13 protein-coding genes are annotated in these 17,970 nt (G+C 69.1%); 10 read left to right on the top strand and 3 right to left on the bottom strand.

Annotated elements, in window-relative coordinates; all coding sequences use genetic code 11:
• Positions 1-52 precede the first annotated feature (52 nt).
• Entirely contained in the window at positions 53-2,068 is a 2,016-nt protein-coding gene (locus G3I56_RS02095) for an NADPH-dependent 2,4-dienoyl-CoA reductase (RefSeq protein WP_164406787.1), read from the bottom strand.
• A 203-nt stretch (positions 2,069-2,271) separates the two neighbouring features.
• Here G3I56_RS02095 and icmF point away from each other — a divergent pair, with 203 nt between their 5' ends.
• The 6 genes from icmF to G3I56_RS02065 all read left to right on the top strand — a co-directional run bounded on the left by icmF (position 2,272) and on the right by G3I56_RS02065 (position 10,441).
• The gene (gene icmF, locus G3I56_RS02090) at positions 2,272-5,499 is read left to right on the top strand and encodes a fused isobutyryl-CoA mutase/GTPase IcmF (RefSeq protein ID WP_164407224.1); all 3,228 of its coding nucleotides are present in this window, start codon (positions 2,272-2,274) and stop codon (positions 5,497-5,499) included.
• A 119-nt stretch (positions 5,500-5,618) separates the two neighbouring features.
• Positions 5,619-6,704: an S-(hydroxymethyl)mycothiol dehydrogenase gene (locus tag G3I56_RS02085; RefSeq protein ID WP_164406786.1), complete on the top strand. Its 1,086-nt coding sequence runs from the start codon at positions 5,619-5,621 to the stop codon at positions 6,702-6,704.
• The gene (locus G3I56_RS02080; RefSeq protein ID WP_164406785.1) at positions 6,704-7,336 is read left to right on the top strand and encodes an MBL fold metallo-hydrolase; all 633 of its coding nucleotides are present in this window, start codon (positions 6,704-6,706) and stop codon (positions 7,334-7,336) included. Before G3I56_RS02085 ends, G3I56_RS02080 begins: the two co-directional genes overlap by 1 nt.
• Before the next feature lie 294 nt (positions 7,337-7,630).
• Positions 7,631-7,993 (top strand): bifunctional 3-phenylpropionate/cinnamic acid dioxygenase ferredoxin subunit, encoded by a 363-nt coding sequence (locus G3I56_RS02075; protein ID WP_164406784.1) that lies wholly within the window; start codon positions 7,631-7,633, stop codon positions 7,991-7,993.
• Positions 7,990-9,159: an FAD-dependent oxidoreductase gene (locus G3I56_RS02070; protein WP_164406782.1), complete on the top strand. Its 1,170-nt coding sequence runs from the start codon at positions 7,990-7,992 to the stop codon at positions 9,157-9,159. The genes G3I56_RS02075 and G3I56_RS02070 overlap by 4 nt, the downstream gene beginning before the upstream one ends.
• 154 nt (positions 9,160-9,313) lie before the next feature.
• Complete coding sequence (locus G3I56_RS02065; protein ID WP_164406780.1) at positions 9,314-10,441, top strand: aromatic ring-hydroxylating dioxygenase subunit alpha; 1,128 nt, start codon at positions 9,314-9,316, stop codon at positions 10,439-10,441.
• A gap of 73 nt (positions 10,442-10,514) precedes the next feature.
• On the opposite strand, the gene G3I56_RS02060 is transcribed toward G3I56_RS02065, so the two are convergent.
• Complete coding sequence (locus G3I56_RS02060; protein ID WP_164407223.1) at positions 10,515-11,261, bottom strand: IclR family transcriptional regulator; 747 nt, start codon at positions 11,259-11,261, stop codon at positions 10,515-10,517.
• A gap of 201 nt (positions 11,262-11,462) precedes the next feature.
• Here G3I56_RS02060 and betA point away from each other — a divergent pair, with 201 nt between their 5' ends.
• The 3 genes from betA (at position 11,463) to G3I56_RS02045 (ending at position 15,166) form a co-directional block, all read left to right on the top strand.
• The gene (gene betA, locus G3I56_RS02055) at positions 11,463-13,136 is read left to right on the top strand and encodes a choline dehydrogenase (RefSeq protein WP_164406778.1); all 1,674 of its coding nucleotides are present in this window, start codon (positions 11,463-11,465) and stop codon (positions 13,134-13,136) included.
• Positions 13,137-13,139: 3 nt separating this feature from the next.
• Positions 13,140-13,994, top strand: a complete 855-nt coding sequence (locus G3I56_RS02050; RefSeq protein WP_239134637.1) for a methylenetetrahydrofolate reductase — start codon at positions 13,140-13,142, stop codon at positions 13,992-13,994.
• Between the two features lie 299 nt (positions 13,995-14,293).
• Positions 14,294-15,166 (top strand): class I SAM-dependent methyltransferase, encoded by an 873-nt coding sequence (locus G3I56_RS02045; protein ID WP_164406777.1) that lies wholly within the window; start codon positions 14,294-14,296, stop codon positions 15,164-15,166.
• A gap of 210 nt (positions 15,167-15,376) precedes the next feature.
• Here the strand turns inward: G3I56_RS02045 and purU are convergent, their stop codons facing one another.
• On the bottom strand, positions 15,377-16,258 hold the full coding sequence (gene purU, locus G3I56_RS02040) for a formyltetrahydrofolate deformylase (RefSeq protein WP_164406776.1): 882 nt from the start codon (positions 16,256-16,258) through the stop codon (positions 15,377-15,379).
• A gap of 228 nt (positions 16,259-16,486) precedes the next feature.
• On the opposite strand from purU, the gene G3I56_RS02035 reads away from it, so the two are divergent.
• Positions 16,487-17,959, top strand: a complete 1,473-nt coding sequence (locus tag G3I56_RS02035) for an aldehyde dehydrogenase family protein (protein WP_164406774.1) — start codon at positions 16,487-16,489, stop codon at positions 17,957-17,959.
• The last annotated feature ends 11 nt before the right edge of the window (positions 17,960-17,970 follow it).

Genomic DNA, 17,970 nt, shown 5'->3' with positions numbered 1-17,970 from the left:
TCCTAGGGACCGGCGATGATGGCTGACCTGTGCTCGCGCGCTCGTACGGCCGTCAGAGCGACGCCGCCAGCTCCGTGCCCTGCTTGATGGCACGTTTGGCGTCCAGCTCGGCGGCCACGTCGGCGCCGCCGATCAGGTGCACGCTGCGGCCGGCGGCGAGCAGCTCGTCGTACAGATCGCGGCGCGGGTCCTGGCCGGTGCACAGGACGACGGTGTCGACCGGCAGGACGGTGGAGGTGCCGTCGACGGTGACGTGCAGACCGGCGTCGTCGATCCGGTCGTACCGGACGCCCGGGACCATGGTGACGCCCCGGTGCTTGAGCTCCGTGCGGTGGATCCAGCCGGTGGTCTTTCCGAGCCCGGCGCCGACCTTGGACGCCTTGCGCTGGAGCAGGTGGACGCTGCGGGGAGGGGTGGGGCGTTCGGGCGTGGCCAGGCCGCCCGGGGTGCGGTAGTCCATGTCGACGCCCCAGGCGCGGAAGTACGCCGCCGGGTCCTCGCTCGTCTTGTCGCCGCCGTCGGTCAGGTACTCCGCGACGTCGAAGCCGATGCCGCCCGCGCCGAGGATCGCGACGCGGTCGCCGACGGGCGCGTCGCCGCGCAGTACGTCGAGGTAGCCGACGACGCTCGGGTGGTCGACGCCGGGGAGGTCCGGAGTGCGGGGGGTGACGCCGGTGGCGACCACGATCTCGTCGAAGTCGGTCACATCGCCTTCGGCCACGAGGGTGTTGAGGCGTACGTCCACGCCGTGGGCGTCGAGCTGGTGGCGGAAGTAGCGCAGGGTCTCGTCGAACTCCTGCTTGCCGGGGACCTTGCGGGCGACGTTCAGCTGGCCGCCGATCTCGGACGCGGCGTCGAACAGGGTGACCTGGTGGCCGCGTTCGGCGGCGGAGACGGCGCAGGCGAGTCCGGCGGGGCCGGCGCCGACGACGGCAACCCGCTTGCGCAGCTTGGTCGGTGAGAGGACGAGTTCCGTCTCGTGGCAGGCGCGCGGGTTGACCAGGCAGGAGGTGATCTTCCCGCTGAAGGTGTGGTCCAGGCAGGCCTGGTTGCAGCCGATGCAGGTGTTGATGGCCTCGGGACGACCGTCGCGCGCCTTGTTGACGAAGTCGGGGTCGGCGAGCATCGGGCGGGCCATCGACACCATGTCCGCGCACCCGTCGGCGAGCAACTCCTCGGCGACCTCAGGGGTGTTGATGCGGTTGGTGGTCACCAGGGGGATGCCGACCTCGCCCATCAGCCTCTTCGTCACCCAGGTGTACGCGCCGCGCGGCACCGAGGTGGCGATGGTGGGGATACGGGCCTCGTGCCAGCCGATGCCGGTGTTGATGATGGTCGCGCCGGCCGCCTCGACCGCCCGGGCGAGGGTGATCACCTCGTCGAGCGTGGAGCCGCCCGGGACCAGGTCCAGCATGGACAGACGGTAGATGAGGATGAAGTCCGCGCCGACCGCCTCGCGCACCCGCCGCACGATCTCCAGGGGGAAGCGCGTGCGGTTCTCGTAGGAGCCGCCCCAGCGGTCGGTGCGGTGGTTGGTCTGCGCGGCGATGAACTCGTTGATCAGATAGCCCTCGGAGCCCATGATCTCGACGCCGTCGTAGCCGGCCCGGCGGGCGAGGAGGGCGGTGCGGACGTAGTCGTCGACGGTCTGCTCGACCTCGGCGTCGGTGAGCTCGTGCGGGGGGAAGGGGCTGATCGGGGCCTGGAGGGGGCTCGGCGCGACCAGGTCCTGGTGGTAGGCGTACCGGCCGAAGTGCAGGATCTGCATCGCGATCCGGCCGCCCTCGCGGTGCACGGCGTGGGTGATCGCCCGGTGCTGGTCGGCCTCCGCGTCGGTGGTGAGTTTGGCGCCGCCCTCGTACGGGCGTCCGGCGTCGTTGGGGGCGATACCGCCGGTGACGATGAGGCCGACGCCGCCACGGGCGCGGGTGGCGTAGAACTCGGCCATGCGCTCGAAACCGTGTTCGGCTTCTTCGAGGCCTACGTGCATGGAGCCCATGAGGACGCGGTTGGGGAGGGTGGTGAAGCCCAGGTCGAGGGGGGCCAGCAGGTGGGGGTAACGGCTCATGGGGGCCTCCGGGGGCGGGGTCGGTCCTGCCTTTGTAGAGGACGGAGGAGAGGTTGTGCAACTAGTTGCACAATGGTGTGGGGCGCATTACAGGGCGCGGGTCGGCGCCGATTTACTAGGACGTCCTAGTATTGTCTTTAGTAGGACGTCCTAGTAAATCGGCAGTCGTGCTCCCCGACGCGTTTTGGGAAGGCCCCATGACCATGAACGATCTCCACCGACCCGTGCACCCTGTCCGCCTGGTGACAGCCTCCGCGCTGTTCGACGGGCACGACGCCTCGATCAACATCATGCGCCGGATCTTCCAGTCGCAGGGTGCCGAGGTGATCCACCTGGGGCACAACCGGTCGGTGCGGGAGGTCGTGGACGCGGCGCTGGAGGAGGACGCGCACGGGGTGGCCGTCTCGTCGTACCAGGGCGGGCACGTGGAGTACTTCGAGTATCTCGTCGAGTCGCTGCGCGGGCAGGGGGCCGAGCACATCCAGGTGGTCGGGGGCGGCGGCGGCGTCATCGTGCCCGAGGAGATCACCCGGCTGCGCCGCAGCGGCGTGACCATCTTCTCGCCCGAGGACGGGCAGCGAATGGGCCTGGCCGGGATGGTCAACTCGGTCGTGAAGAACTGTGACTTCGACCTCTGGGAGAGCAGGTCGGTCGATGCCGCCGCCGTTCTGACCGGTGACCGGTTCGCCATCGCCCGCGCCATCACCGGTGCCGAACTGGGCAAGCTGCCCCCGGAGCTGCTGGAGCAGGTGCGCGCCGCCGCCGCGGCACGGGTCACGCCCGTCCTCGGGATCACCGGTACCGGCGGCTCCGGGAAGTCGTCCCTCACGGACGAGCTGGTACGGCGGTTCCGTGTCGACCAGCAGGACAAGCTGCGGATCGCGGTGATCGCCGTGGACCCGACCCGGCGGCGCGGCGGCGGGGCGCTGCTCGGCGACCGCATCCGGATGAACTCCCTGGACGGGAACCGGACCTTCTTCCGGAGCCTGGCCACCCGCGGCAGCCGTGAGCTGCCCGAGCACCTGTCCGACGTGATCGACGTGATCAAGGCTGCCGGGTTCGACCTGGTGATCGTGGAGACACCTGGCATCGGGCAGGGCGACGCGGCGATCGTGCCGTACGTCGACACCTCGCTGTACGTGATGACGCCGGAGTTCGGCGCCGCCTCGCAGCTGGAGAAGATCGACATGCTCGACTTCGCCGACGTCGTGGCGATCAACAAGTTCGAGCGGCGCGGCGCCAAGGACGCGATGCGTGACGTGGGCCGCCAACTGGTGCGCAACCGCGAGGCGTTCGGCAAGAAGCCCGAGGACATGCCGGTGTACGGCACCTCGGCGGCCACGTTCAACGACGACGGTGTCACCGCGCTCTACCAGCACCTGCGGGCCGGGCTCGCCGAGCGGGGACTGCCGCTGTCCGAAGGCACCCTGGCGCCGGTCGCCGTACGGCACTCCTCCGGCATCCGGCGCGTGGTGCCCGCCGAACGGGTGCGCTACCTCGCCGAGATCACGGAGGCGGTCCGCGCGTACCACGACCGGACCGAGGCACTGGCCGACGCGGCCCGCCGGGTGCAGCGACTGGACGCGGTCAGGGGTGAGCTGGTCGAGGCCGGTTCCGATCCGGAGGGTGTGGAGTCGCTGCTCGCCGACGCTCGCCGGGACCTCCCGCACGACATCGGCGACCAGATTGTGAACTGGCCCGCGGTCGTGGCGTCGTACTCCGGGGACGAGCAGGTGGTGAAGGTACGGGACCGGGAGATCCGTACGAAGCTGAACCGCGAGTCCCTGTCGGGCAACCTGATCCCCCGGGTCGCGCTGCCCGCCTTCACCGACCACGGCGAGCTGGTGCGGTTCTGGCGCCGGGAGAACCTGCCCGGCCTCTTCCCGTTCACCGCCGGGGTGTTCCCCTTCAAGCGCGACGGCGAGGACCCGGCGCGGATGTTCGCCGGAGAGGGCGACCCGTTCCGTACGAACCGGCGCTTCAAGCTGCTCTCCGAGGGCCAGCCGGCCACCCGTTTGTCCACCGCCTTCGACTCCGTCACCCTCTACGGCCGTGACCCCGACGAACGCCCCGACATCTACGGAAAGGTCGGCACCTCCGGCGTCTCCGTGGCCACCCTCGACGACATGAAGGCGCTGTACGACGGGTTCGACCTGGTCGCGCCGACCACCTCCGTGTCCATGACGATCAACGGGCCGGCGCCGACCGTGCTGGCCTTCTTCCTCAACACCGTCATCGACCAGCAGGTGGAGAAGTTCCGGGCGGCGGAAGGGCGCGACCCCTCGCCCGAGGAGGCCGCCGAGCTGCGGGCGCACGCGCTCGCGACCGTGCGCGGAACCGTGCAGGCCGACATCCTCAAGGAGGACCAGGGGCAGAACACCTGCCTGTTCTCCACCGAGTTCAGCCTCCGGATGATGGCCGACATCCAGGAGTGGTTCATCGAGCAGAAGGTTCGCAACTTCTACTCGGTGTCCATCTCCGGCTACCACATCGCCGAGGCCGGGGCGAACCCGATCAGTCAGCTCGCCTTCACCCTGGCCAACGGATTCACCTACGTCGAGGCCTACTTGGCGCGCGGTATGCGCATCGACGACTTCGCGCCCAACCTGTCGTTCTTTTTCTCCAACGGCATGGACCCGGAGTACTCCGTGCTCGGCCGGGTCGCCCGCCGGATCTGGGCCGTCGCGATGAAGGAGCGGTACGGGGCGGGGGAGCGCAGCCAGAAGCTGAAGTACCACGTCCAGACCTCCGGGCGGTCCCTGCACGCCCAGGAGATGGACTTCAACGACATCCGCACCACCCTGCAGGGCCTGATCGCCATCTACGACAACGCCAACTCCCTGCACACCAACGCCTACGACGAGGCCGTCACCACCCCGTCCGAGGAGTCGGTGCGGCGGGCGCTGGCGATCCAGCTCATCATCAACCGCGAGTGGGGCCTCGCCATGAACGAGAACCCGCTCCAGGGGTCGTTCATCATCGACCAGCTCACCGACCTGGTCGAGGAGGCCGTGCTCGCCGAGTTCGACCGGATCAACGAGCGCGGTGGTGTGCTCGGCGCGATGGAGACCGGCTACCAGCGCGGGCGCATCCAGGACGAGTCGATGCTGTACGAGCAGCGCAAGCACGACGGCACGCTCCCGATCATCGGCGTCAACACCTTCCGTCGGCCCGGCGGCGAGGGCGCGCCCCACGAGGTCGAGCTCGCCCGCGCCACGGAGACGGAGAAGGAGTCCCAGCTCGCGCGCGTCCGCGACTTCCAGAGCGTGCACGGAGCGGAGGCCACGCAGGCGCTCGCCCGCCTGAAGGAGGCCGCGGTGGGCGGCGACAACGCCTTCGAGGCCCTGATGGCGGCGGCCAGGGTGTGCACGCTGCGCGAGGTCACCGAGGCGTTCTTCGAGATCGGGGGGCAGTACCGGAGGAACGTCTGAATCCTTGACCGGCGGTCGGCACTCCATGATGCTGTGTTGCGACACATGAGATGCGTGCCGCAATAAGCAACGCTCGGCGCGGGTCTCATATCAGGTCTCGCATCAGTCGAGGAGTGGCCATGACTCACCAGGTCCGTGCTGTCGTCGCGCGGGGCAAGGGCGCCCCCGTCAGCCTGGAGACGATCCTCGTGCCGGACCCCGGGCCGGGCGAGGCGCTGGTGAAGATCCAGGCCTGCGGGGTCTGTCACACCGACCTGCACTACCGCGAGGGCGGGATCAACGACGAGTTCCCCTTCCTGCTCGGTCATGAGGCGGCCGGGGTCGTGGAGTCGGTGGGGGAGGGGGTCACCGATGTGGCTCCCGGTGACTTCGTGATCCTCAACTGGCGTGCCGTGTGCGGGAATTGCCGGGCCTGTCTGCGCGGGCGCCCGTGGTACTGCTTCAACACGCACAACGCCAAGCGGAAGATGACCCTGCTCGACGGTACCGAGCTGTCGCCCGCACTGGGTATCGGTGCGTTCGCCGAGAAGACCCTCGTCGCGGCCGGGCAGTGCACCAAGGTCGACCCGGCCGCCTCGGCCGCCGTCGCGGGGCTGCTGGGATGTGGCGTGATGGCCGGTATCGGCGCCGCCATCAACACCGGGAACGTCGGTCGCGGAGACTCCGTCGCGGTCATCGGCTGCGGTGGGGTCGGGGACGCGGCGATCGTCGGGGCGAACCTGGCCGGCGCCGCGAAGATCATCGCCGTCGACATCGACGACAACAAGCTCGCGACCGCCCGCAAACTGGGCGCGACCCACACGGTGAACTCCAGGGAGACCGACGCTGTAGAGGCGATCCGTGAGCTGACCGGCGGCAACGGCGCCGACGTCGTCATCGAGGCGGTCGGCCGCCCGGAGACGTACAAGCAGGCGTTCTACGCCCGTGACCTCGCCGGGACGGTCGTGCTGGTGGGGGTGCCTACGCCGGAGATGAAGCTCGAACTCCCGCTGATCGACGTCTTCGGGCGGGGTGGCTCGCTGAAGTCGTCCTGGTACGGGGACTGCCTGCCCTCCCGTGATTTCCCCATGCTCATCGACCTCCACCTCCAGGGCCGCCTCCCCCTGGACGCGTTCGTGACCGAGACCATCGCGCTCGACGACGTAGAGAAGGCGTTCGAGCGGATGCACGGCGGCGACGTACTGCGTTCCGTGGTGGTGCTGTGATGGCCGGCGCCCGTATCGAACGTCTGGTCACCTCGGGCACCTTCTCGCTCGACGGCGGCACCTGGGACGTCGACAACAACGTGTGGATCATCGGCGACGAGAGCGAAGCGGTCGTCATCGACGCCGCTCATGACGCCGACGCCATCGCCGAGGCCCTCGGCGGACGCACCCTCCTGGCCATCGTCTGCACCCACGCTCACAACGACCACATCGACGCCGCCCCCGCCCTCGCCGCGCGCACCGGCGCCCCGATCCTGCTCCACGGCGACGACCTGCCGCTCTGGAAGCAGACCCACCCGGAGCGCGCCCCCGACGGCGAACTGGCCGACGGTCAGGTGCTGACCGTCGCCGGGGTCGAACTGACCGTGCTGCACACGCCCGGCCATGCCCCGGGTGCGGTCTCCCTTCACGCACCGGCCCTGACCGCCCTCTTCAGCGGCGACACGCTCTTCGCGGGCGGCCCCGGGGCCACCGGCCGCTCCTACTCCCACTTCCCGACCATCGTCGACTCGATCCGGGCCCGGCTGCTGACCCTGCCCGGCGACACCGTCGTATACACAGGGCATGGGGACACGACCACCGTCGCCGCCGAGGCCCCGCACCTCCAGGAGTGGATCGACCGCGGTTTCTGACCGCCCGCCGGGTCGATCTGCGATCCGTACGTCCCCGAGTGGGGGACTTTGCTGCCCGATGCCTGCCCGATGTCCGCCCGATGCCTGTCCGAGCTGCTCCGACGCGCTCACGCAGGCATCGGGCGGACATCGGGCTCGCTTGGTTTACGGTTGTGCAATGTGCGTCGTGTTGTTCAGGGCGCAACCCGTGCGATGGCTCATCCGGGCCTCTGGACTTCTTGACAAGGGTTCTGGGCGCCCTCAAACTGACGTTGCGCTTACCGCAATCCGTTTCGCTATACGCACCGAGGTGTCATGATGATTCCCGCGTGCCGTCTCGCGGATCTTCCGCGAGGTGAGGCCTTCCGGCTCGACATCGACCCGCCCGTCTCGGTGTTCCACACCGACGACGGCGAGGTCTTCGCCATCGACGACACCTGCACCCACCAGGATGCCTCGCTCGCCGACGGCTGGCTGGAGGGCTGCGAGGTGGAATGCCCGCTGCACGCCTCGAAGTTCGACCTGCGCACCGGCGCGGTCGACTCCCCGCCGGCCAAGCTGCCGGTGCGGACGCACGAGGTCGTCGTCGACGACGGCATGATCTACGTACGGGTGTCCACGGACGCCCCCAACCTGCCGCCCTGTATCGCGTCCCGGCTCGCCGGGGGTCCCGCGTGAGGACGGTGGCCGTGGTGGGCGCCTCGCTGGCCGGACTGTCGGCGGCGCGCTCCCTGCGCAAGCAGGGCTATGACGGACGGCTGGTTCTGATCGGCGACGAGGCTCACCGCCCGTACGACAGACCGCCGTTGTCCAAGGAGTTCCTGGCCGGAACCCTCGGCGAGGCGGATCTCGGGCTGGAGACGGACGGCGAGGACCTCCGCGCGGAGTGGCTGCTGGGCACCCGCGCGACCGGCCTCGACCGCACCGACCGGTCCGTCCGCCTCGCCGACGGCCGGAACGTCCGCGCCGACGGCATCGTCATCGCGACCGGCGCCGCCGCCCGCACCCTGCCGGGCGCCGACGGCCTGACCGGCGTGCACACCCTGCGCACCCTCGACGACGCCCGCGCCCTGCGCGACGAACTGGCCCGGGGCGGACGGCTGGTGGTGATCGGCGGCGGCTTCATCGGTGCGGAGGTCGCCTCCACCGCGTACGCCCTCGGCCTCGACGTGACGGTGATCGAGGCCGCCCCGACACCGCTCGCCGGACCGCTCGGCGAGACCATGGGCGCCGTCGTCTCCGGCCTCCACGCGGACCACGGCGTGCGGCTGTTGTGCGGTGTCGGGGTCAAGGGGCTGAGCGGGGAGCGCCAGGTCGAGGGCGTGCTGCTGGCGGACGGGCGCAGCGTTCCCGCCGACATCGTCGTCGTCGGGGTGGGCGCGCGGCCCTGCGTCGACTGGCTGGCGGGGTCCGGCGTCGCCCTCGAGAACGGCGTCAAGTGCGGTGCCGACGGCCGCACCAGCCTGGCCGGTGTGGTCGCGGTCGGCGACTGCGCCAACTGGTACGACCCCCGGGTGGGCGCCCACCGCCGGGTCGAGCACTGGACGGGTGCGCTGGAGCGTCCCGCTGCTGCCGTGGCCGCCTTGTTGGCCGGGGGCGCGGTGGAGCCGGGGGTGCCCCGGCCGCCTTATTTCTGGTCCGACCAGTACGGGGTGAAGATCCAGTTCGTCGGTCACGCGGGGGGCGCTGACAGTGTGGCGGTCGAGGAAGGTGCGGTTGGTGAGCGCAATGTCCTGGCCGTTTACCGGCGGGGCGGGGAGCCGGTGGGTGTGCTGGGGATGAATCAGCCTCGGCTGTTTGTGCGGTGGCGGAAGCAGTTGAGTGCTGTGCCGGGGGTGCGGTGATTTTGGCTGCGGGCCCGGTGGGGGCTAGTCGCGCCCCGCGGCGGAGCCGCAGATCAGATACAGCCCCGCGCCCCTAGCGTGCGCCCCTGCGGGGCGCTACGCGATACCCAGTGACCGATCCACACGACCACGACGTTTATCCGAGGAGTGCACCGTGACCTCGCCCAGTCTGCCCGACAGTCTGATCGCGACCCTGCCCGGCTCCTCCTACACGGACGCGGGGATCTTCGCGCAGGAGCAGGAGCGCATATTCGAGACCATGTGGTTCTGTGTCGCGCGCGCGTCCGAACTGGCGAAGCCCGGGGCGTTCCGGACCGTCGACGTGGGCCGCGAGAGCATCCTCGTGACGCGGGCGCGGGACAACTCGATCCGCGCCTACTTCAACGTCTGCCGGCACCGCGGCGCCAAGCTCTGCACCGAGGAGTCCGGCGAGGTCAAGCGGGCCTTTCAGTGCCCCTACCACGCCTGGACGTACGGCCTGGACGGCAAACTCGTCGCCGCGCCCAACCTCACCAAGATGCCCGACGTCGGCCGTACCGAGTACGGCCTGGTGAGCGTGGCCGTGCGGGAATGGCTCGGCTATGTCTGGGTCTGCCTCGCGGAGAACCCGCCCTCCTTCGAGGAGGACGTCATCGGCGAGGTCGTCGGCCGGCTCGGTGACGTCGAGTCGATCGAGCACTACGACATCGACAACCTCTCGGTCGGCAAGCGGATCGTCTACGACGTGAAGGCCAACTGGAAGCTCATCATCGAGAACTTCATGGAGTGCTACCACTGCGCCACGATCCACCCCGAACTCACCGAGGTGCTCCCCGAGTTCGCCGACGGGTACGCCGCCCAGTACTACGTCGGCCACGGCGCCGAGTTCGGCGGGGAGGTCCAGGGGTTCACCATCGACGGCTCCGAGGGCCTCGACCGCATCCCGGGCGTCGCCGAGGACCAGGACCGCCGCTACTACGCGATCACCGTCAAACCGCAGGTGTTCATCAACCTCGTACCCGACCACGTGATCTTCCACCGTATGTACCCGGTGGCCGCCGACCGCACGATCGTCGAGTGCGACTGGCTGTATCTCCCGCACGTCGTCGAGAGCGGCAAGGACGTCAGCCGGTCCGTGGAACTCTTCGACCGGGTCAACCGCCAGGACTTCGAGGCCTGTGAGCGCACTCAGCCCGGAATGCACTCCCGGCTCTACGCGAAGGGCGGCGTCCTGGTGCCGAGCGAGCACCACATCGGGGCGTTCCACGACTGGGTGACCGAGCGACTGGGCACGCGCCCTTAAAGGGGGCGCAGCCCTCCTTTAAGGGGCGCGGGGAACTGCGGGACAAGCCCCCACCCGTCCGCGCTCAACGAACTCAGCCCAGATACCCCATCCGGTGACTGATCTCCGCCGCACCCTTCACCAGCAGCGGCGCCAGCTCATGCAGCCGCTCCGTCGTGAACCGGTAGGAGGGCCCCGACGCACTCACCGCCGCGACAACCGTCCCGGTGCGGTCGCGGATCGGGGCGGCCATCGCGTGCAGCCCGAGCTCCAGCTCCTCCTGCGTCCAGGCATAACCCCGCTCCCGCGCCTCCGCGAGATCCTTCTCCAGCTTCGTCTTCGCGGTGATGGTGTGCGGGGTGACCTTCTTCAGGCCTGCCCCGTTCAGCAGCGCTGCGCGATCCTTCGTGGGCAGGTGGGCCAGCAGGATCTTGCCGCTGGAGGTGGCGTGCAGCGGGGTCAGCTGGCCGACCCAGTTGTACGCGCTGACGGCTCCGGGGCCGCGAGCCTCGAACAGGTTGACGGCGTAGTGCTCCTGCATCACGGCGATGTTGACGGTCTCGCCGATCTCCTCGGCGAGCTGCTCGCACACCGGGCGGCCCTGCTGGGTGATGTCGATACTGCCCGTGACCGCGCCGGCCAGCCGCACGATGCCGAAGCCGAGACGGTACTTGCCACGCTCGCCCGCCTGCTCTACCAGACCGCGCGCCTCCAGGGCGCCGAGCAGCCGGAAAGCGGTGGATTTGTGAACATCGATCTCGGCAGCGACCTCACTGACGCCTGCCTCGCCACGCTGGGCGAGAATCTCCAGAACGCTGATCGCGCGGTCGACCGACTGCACTCCGCCGGCCTGTGAATTGGACGTTTCGGTGTCTGTGCTGTGGTTGCTCACAGCGAAACTATACGCGCAGTAAACAACGCCATTGCAAGTAACCACCCGGAAACCAAGAGCTTTCATGTTGCGCTTCCCGCAACCTGGTGCGTATGGCGCTACTGGATTAGCATGCCTCGCGTATCTACGGCGCGAGCGAGACGAGAGATCATGGCTCCCCTGCAATACGACTTCGTCATCGTCGGCGGCGGATCGGCCGGCAGCGCACTTGCGAACAGGCTCTCGGCCGACCCGGCGAACCGGGTGCTGGTCCTGGAGGCCGGCCGGCCCGACTACCCGTGGGACGTCTTCATCCACATGCCCGCGGCGCTGACCTACCCCATCGGCAGCCGGTTCTACGACTGGAAGTACGAGTCCGAGCCCGAACCCCACATGGGCGGCCGACGCGTCTACCACGCGCGCGGCAAGGTGCTCGGCGGCTCCAGCAGCATCAACGGCATGATCTTCCAGCGCGGAAACCCCCTGGACTACGAGCGCTGGGCGGCCGACCCGGGCATGGAGAAGTGGGACTACGCCCACTGTCTGCCGTACTTCCGGCGCATGGAGAACTGTCTCGCCGCCGACCCGGACGACGAGTTCCGCGGCCACGACGGCCCCCTCGTCCTCGAACGCGGCCCGGCCACCAACCCCCTCTTCGGCGCCTTCCTCAAGGCCACCGAGGAGGCGGGGTACGCACCCACCGACGACGTCAACGGGTACCGGCAGGAGGGCTTCGCCAAGTTCGACCGGAACGTCCACCGGGGCCGCCGGCTCTCGGCGTCCAAGGCGTACCTCAAGCCCGTCCGGAAGCGGCCCAACCTCACCGTCAAGACGCGCGCCCTCGTCACCCGGGTCCTCTTCGAGGGCAAGCGGGCCGTCGGTGTCGAGTACCAGCGCGGCAAGGGCGCGCTGCAGCAGGTCCACGCCAAGGAGGTCATCCTCTGCGGCGGCGCGATCAACTCCCCGCAGCTGCTCCAGCTGTCGGGCGTCGGCAACGCGGAGGAGCTGAGCGCCCTCGGTGTCGACGTCGTCCACGACCTCCCGGGCGTCGGCGAGAACATGCAGGACCACCTGGAGGTGTACGTCCAGTACGCCTGCAAGCAGCCCGTGTCCATGCAGCCGTACATGGCGAAGTGGCGTGCCCCCTTCATCGGCCTGCAGTGGCTGTTCCGCAAGGGTCCCGCCGCCACCAACCACTTCGAGGCCGGCGGCTTCGCCCGCAGCAACGAGGACGTCGACTACCCCAACCTGATGTTCCACTTCCTGCCCATCGCCGTCCGTTACGACGGCTCCTCGCCGGCCGGCGGCCACGGCTACCAGGTGCACGTGGGCCCCATGTACTCCGACGCCATCGGCTCGGTGAAGATCAAGAGCAAGGACCCGCGGGAGCATCCGGCGCTGCGCTTCAACTACCTCTCCACCGAGCAGGACCGACGGGAGTGGGTCGAGGCGATCCGCGTGGCGCGCAAGCTCCTCAGCCAGCCCGCGCTCGCCCCCTACAACGACGGAGAGGTCTCCCCGGGAGCCAAGGTGGCGACGGACGAGGAGATCCTCGACTGGGTCGCCAAGGAGGGCGAGACGGCTCTGCACCCGTCCTGCACCTGCAAGATGGGCCCCTCGGCGGACGAGATGGCGGTGGTCGACCCGGAGAGTCTGCGGGTGCACGGCGTGGAGGGACTGCGGGTCGTGGACGCGTCCGTCATGCCCTACGTCACCAACGGCAACATCTACGCGCCGGTGATGATGATCGCCGAGAAGGCCGCCGACCTGATTCTCGGCAAGCAGCCGCTGCCGGCTTCCAAGGCCGCGTACTACCGCCACCGTGACGCCGAGCAGGCCGGGTAGACGTTGACCGACTCAGGACTGCGGGGGCTCCGGGGGCTCCGGGAACTGCTGGAGCGCGTCCGCTACGAGGTGCTGCCCGCCAAGGCGACCGAGGACAAGGTCCTCGCCCACGTTCCGCGCGACGTCGTGGTCACGGTCACGGCGTCGCCGGTCAAGGGGCTGGAGCCGACCCTCGACCTTGTGGGTCGGCTGGCGGCGCACGGTTATCGCGTCGTCCCGCATGTGCCGGCCCGGCTGCTGCGGGACGACACGCATCTGAAGGACGTCGTCGACCGGTTGCGGGAGACAGGCGTGAGGGACGTCTTCGTGCCCGCCGGCGACGCGAATCCGCCCGCCGGGGCATACGAGGGTGCCCTGCCCGTGCTGCGCAGGCTGGGCGAACTGGGCAGCCCGTTCACACATGTCGGCGTCACCGGATATCCCGAGAGCCATCCCCTCATCCACGACGACGTCACCATCCAGGCCATGTGGGACAAGCGCGAGCACGCGACGTACATCGTCAGCAACCTGTGCTTCGACTCGCGCGTGCTGGGGGAGTGGGTGGGTCGTATACGAGGGCGGGAGGTTTCCCTGCCCGTGTACGTGGGTGTCGCGGGGCCTGTGCAGCGGGCGAAGCTGCTGTCCATGGCGACGAAGATCGGGGTGGGGGAGTCGACGCGTTTCCTGACGAAGCACGCGTCGTGGTTCCTGCGCTTCGCGGCGCCCGGGGGCTACTCGCCGGAGCGACTGCTCTCCCGCATGCGGGGGGCGCTCACGGCGCCCGGGGCGGGGGTGGCGGGGCTGCACCTGTTCACGTTCAACCAGGTCGCGGAGACGGAACGGTGGCGCCGGGCCGTGCTGGAACGGTTGGGCGGCTGAGGGTCGTTCTGGGGGCGCCCCGGGCGCCCGGGGCGTGGTGAATGTTGCCGGGGGCTGCCGCCCCCGGCAACATCGGTTTTGACGCCTGACAGTGCCGCCCTGCCCCCGCTACCGGCTGGGACCCGGCCCACCACAACGCTATTGACCGGACCATAGGGTTCTCATAGGTTTCTGGGCCTGATCGCCTTGCTCATTCCCACGAGAGAGCGTTGTGACTTATGACAGCTGTGGATGACACGACCCGATCGCTTCCACACAGGCTCGACGATGTTCCGGGCTGGTTCCCCGTCCTCGACCAGATGCTTTTCAACTGGTTCCTCGACAGGCAGGAATCTGCGGGCATGCGGGGCGACCTGCTGGAAGTCGGCGTGTACATGGGCAAGAGTGCGATCTTCACCGGTCGGCATCTGCAGGAGGGCGAGCACTTCACGGTGTGCGACCTCTTCGAGGGCGACGCGCCGGACGTGTCCAACCGGGCCGAGGCGACGAAGTCGTACAGCAAGCTGACCCAGCAGATCTTCGAGGACAACTACCTCTCGTTCCACGACGAGTTGCCGCGGGTCCTGGCGGGTCCCAGCTCGGTGGTGCCCCAAGAGGTGAAGCCGAACTCCTGTCGGACGGTCCATGTCGACGCCTCGCACCTGTACGAGCACGTGCAGGGGGACATCACCGCGGCCCGCGACGCGCTGCTGCCGGGCGGCATCGTCGTGCTGGACGACTTCCGCTCCGAGCACACGCCCGGCGTGTCCATCGCGACCTGGGAGGCCGTGCTCAACCGGGGGCTGAACCCCATCTGCCTGAGCACCCAGAAGTTGTACGGCACCTGGGACGACCCCGAGACCGTCCAGGAGGAGCTGCTGGCCATGCTCGAGGGGCGGGACGACTGCCACCTCAGCGTCCAGGAGGCCGCCGGTCACCGCATCATCCGCCTGAAGTCCAAGGGCATGAAGGCGCCGGAGTTCCCGGTCTCCCGGCACTACGTCGAGAAGAAGGCGCCCGAGGCGCGGCAGGCGCCGCCCAAGCCGGCAGAGCCCACGAAGCCGGCGGAGTCCGCCGTACGCAACGGCCCCAAGCCGCTGCCTCGCCGCGCCACACGCATAGCCGTTGATCTGCTCCCGCCCATAGTCACCCGCGCCGTCCGGCGCGCACGGCGGTCCGGGCCGAAGTCGTAGCAGAAGCGGTTAGGGCCGTCAGGCGCTGGCGGCCCAGTCGCCGTACGACCGCCGCCCAGCTCGTAGGGGCGGCGGTCGCCGTTCTCCGTACCGCGCCTCGATGTCCGCGATCACCAGGGTCAGGACCTCCCCGAAGACCCCCGACGGGCGGGAGGTGCCCACCCGGTGTCGAGACCGGGTGGCCGCCGAACACACCCGTATACAACCGCCTCAGCGGAAAACCACCGTCCGGCTCCCCTCCACCATCACCCTGCTCTCGCTGTGCCACTTCACCGCGTGCGCCAGCACCTGCGCCTCCACGTCCCGGCCCACCGTCACCAGTTCACCGGGGTCGAGCGAGTGGTCCACCCGCACCACGTCCTGCTCGATGATCTGACCCTCGTCCAGGTCGGACGTCACATAGTGCGCTGTCGCGCCGACCAGCTTCACTCCGCGGTCGTACGCCTGGTCGTACGGGCGTGCGCCCTTGAAGCTGGGCAGGAAGGAGTGGTGGATGTTGATCGCGCGCCCCTCCAGCTCCTTGCACAGGTCGTCGGTGAGGACCTGCATATAGCGGGCCAGCACCACCAGGTCGATGTCCAACTCCCGTACCAGCTCCAGGAGTCGCGCCTCCGCCTCCGGCTTGGTGTCCCGCGTCACCGGGATGTGGTGGAAGGGGATGCCGTAGCTCTCCGCCAGGCCCTCGAAGTCGCGGTGGTTGGAGACGATCGCCGGGATCTCGATGTTGAGGCCACCTGTGCGGCGGCGGAAGAGCAGGTCGTTCAGGCAGTGGCCGAACCTGGACACCATGATCAGGGTGCGGGTCGGGGTCGACGCGTCCCGCAGGGTCCAGGAGATGCCGTACGCCTCGGCGACGGGGCCGAATCGGTAACGCAGGTTTTCCAGGTCCGCGTTCGGATCGGAAACATCGAAGTGGACCCTCATGAAGAAACGGCCCTGGAGTCGATCATCGAACTGCTGGCTCTCCAGGATGTTTCCCGAGTTCCGGACGAGAAAGCCGCTCACGGCGTGGACCAGCCCCGAGCTGTCGGGGCACGAGAGGGTGAGGACGTACTCACTGCCCGGTACCGGTCGAGGAAACTTAGGGGACACGTCGGCCTCCGTTGGTGCGTATTGCACAACATGGTGAGCGATACGCAACATGGTCGGCTCGCCGACCGCTCCGGTCAAGGGCGGAGCGCCTGATGGACACCTGGTGATCCCCTGTCGAAATCGTCATCTTCCAACTACTTGACGTATGTCCGCACATTGGCCAGGGTGTTCCACCACAAGCAATTGGGTGCACGATGCGCAACGAATTTCTGTTGAAAGGCTTGGCGCGTGGCAGACCTGTATGTGGACGGTGAATGGCGGGAGCCGGTGGCCGGCGGCTGCCGCGAAATACGATGTCCCGCTGACGGCAGGCTCGCCGCCACCGTCTCGGAGGGGACACGTCCCGACGCCGAGGCCGCGATAGCCGCCGCCCGCCGTGCCTTCGACACAGGACCCTGGCCGCGCACCCCCGAACGGGAGCGCGGCCAACTGCTGCTGCGCACCGCGGACATCATCGAGCGCGACGCCAAGGAGTTCGCCCGCGCCGAGTCGCTGGACACCGGCAAGCGACTGGTGGAGAGCGAGTACGACATCGCCGACGTCGTCTCCTGCTTCCGCCACTACGGCGGGATCGGGGGCACGGATGCCGGCCGGGTGATCGATACCGGCCGCGACGACGCTGTGAGTCGTGTCGTGTACGAGCCCGTCGGTGTGTGCGGGCTCATCACTCCCTGGAACTACCCTCTCCTGCAAGCCAGTTGGAAGGTCGCCCCGGCCCTTCTCGCCGGCAACACGATCGTTCTCAAGCCGAGCGAACTCACTCCCTCCACCTCGATCCTGCTGATGCGGGCGCTGACGGAGGCCGGGCTGCCCGCCGGTGTTGCCAACCTCGTCCTGGGGGCCGGGCCCGAGGTGGGCGCTCCGCTCTCGGAGGACCCCGCCGTCGACATGGTCTCCTTCACCGGGGGACTGGAGACCGGCAAGCGCGTCATGGCCACCGCCGCCGCCGGCGTGAAGAAGGTGGCCCTGGAGCTCGGCGGCAAGAACCCCAACGTCGTGTTCGCCGACGCCGACTTCGAGACGGCCGTCGACTTCGCCCTCACCGCCGTCTTCCTGCACTCCGGGCAGGTCTGCTCCGCCGGTGCGCGGCTCATCGTCGAGGATTCCCTCCACGACCGGTTCGTGGACGAGGTCGTCCGGCGGGCCCGGCAGATCCGGCTCGGCGGGCCCTTCGACGCCGAGGCCGAGACAGGCGCGCTGATCTCCGCCGGGCACCTGGCGAAGGTCGAGGCGTATGTCGCCGCCGGGCTCGCCGAGGGTGCCGTACTGCGCTGCGGCGGTGAGCGGCCGGACGATCCCGCGCTCGCCGACGGCCACTACTACCCGCCCACCGTGCTCGACGAGTGCACGCAGGACATGCGTGTGGTGCACGAGGAGTCCTTCGGGCCCGTGCTCACGGTGGAGCGCTTCAGCGGCGACGAGGACGATGCCGTACGCATCGCCAACGACACCGAGTACGGCCTCGCCGGGGCCGTCTGGACGCAGGACGGCGGGAAGGCCCAGCGGGTCGCCCGGCGGCTGCGCCACGGCACCGTGTGGATCAACGACTACCACCCCTATGTGCCGCAGGCGGAATGGGGTGGTTTCGGGCATTCGGGTGTGGGCCGGGAGCTGGGACCGAGCGGCCTGGACGAGTACCGAGAGCCCAAGCACATCTGGCAGAACATCCAACCCCGGCCGCAGCACTGGTTCCGCGGCTGAACGCCGAAAAG

The sequence above is a fragment of the Streptomyces sp. SID12488 genome (genome assembly GCF_010548275.1).
In the GTDB taxonomy this organism is placed as follows: domain Bacteria; phylum Actinomycetota; class Actinomycetes; order Streptomycetales; family Streptomycetaceae; genus Streptomyces.
This window is presented reverse-complemented; position numbering and strand designations above follow the sequence as displayed.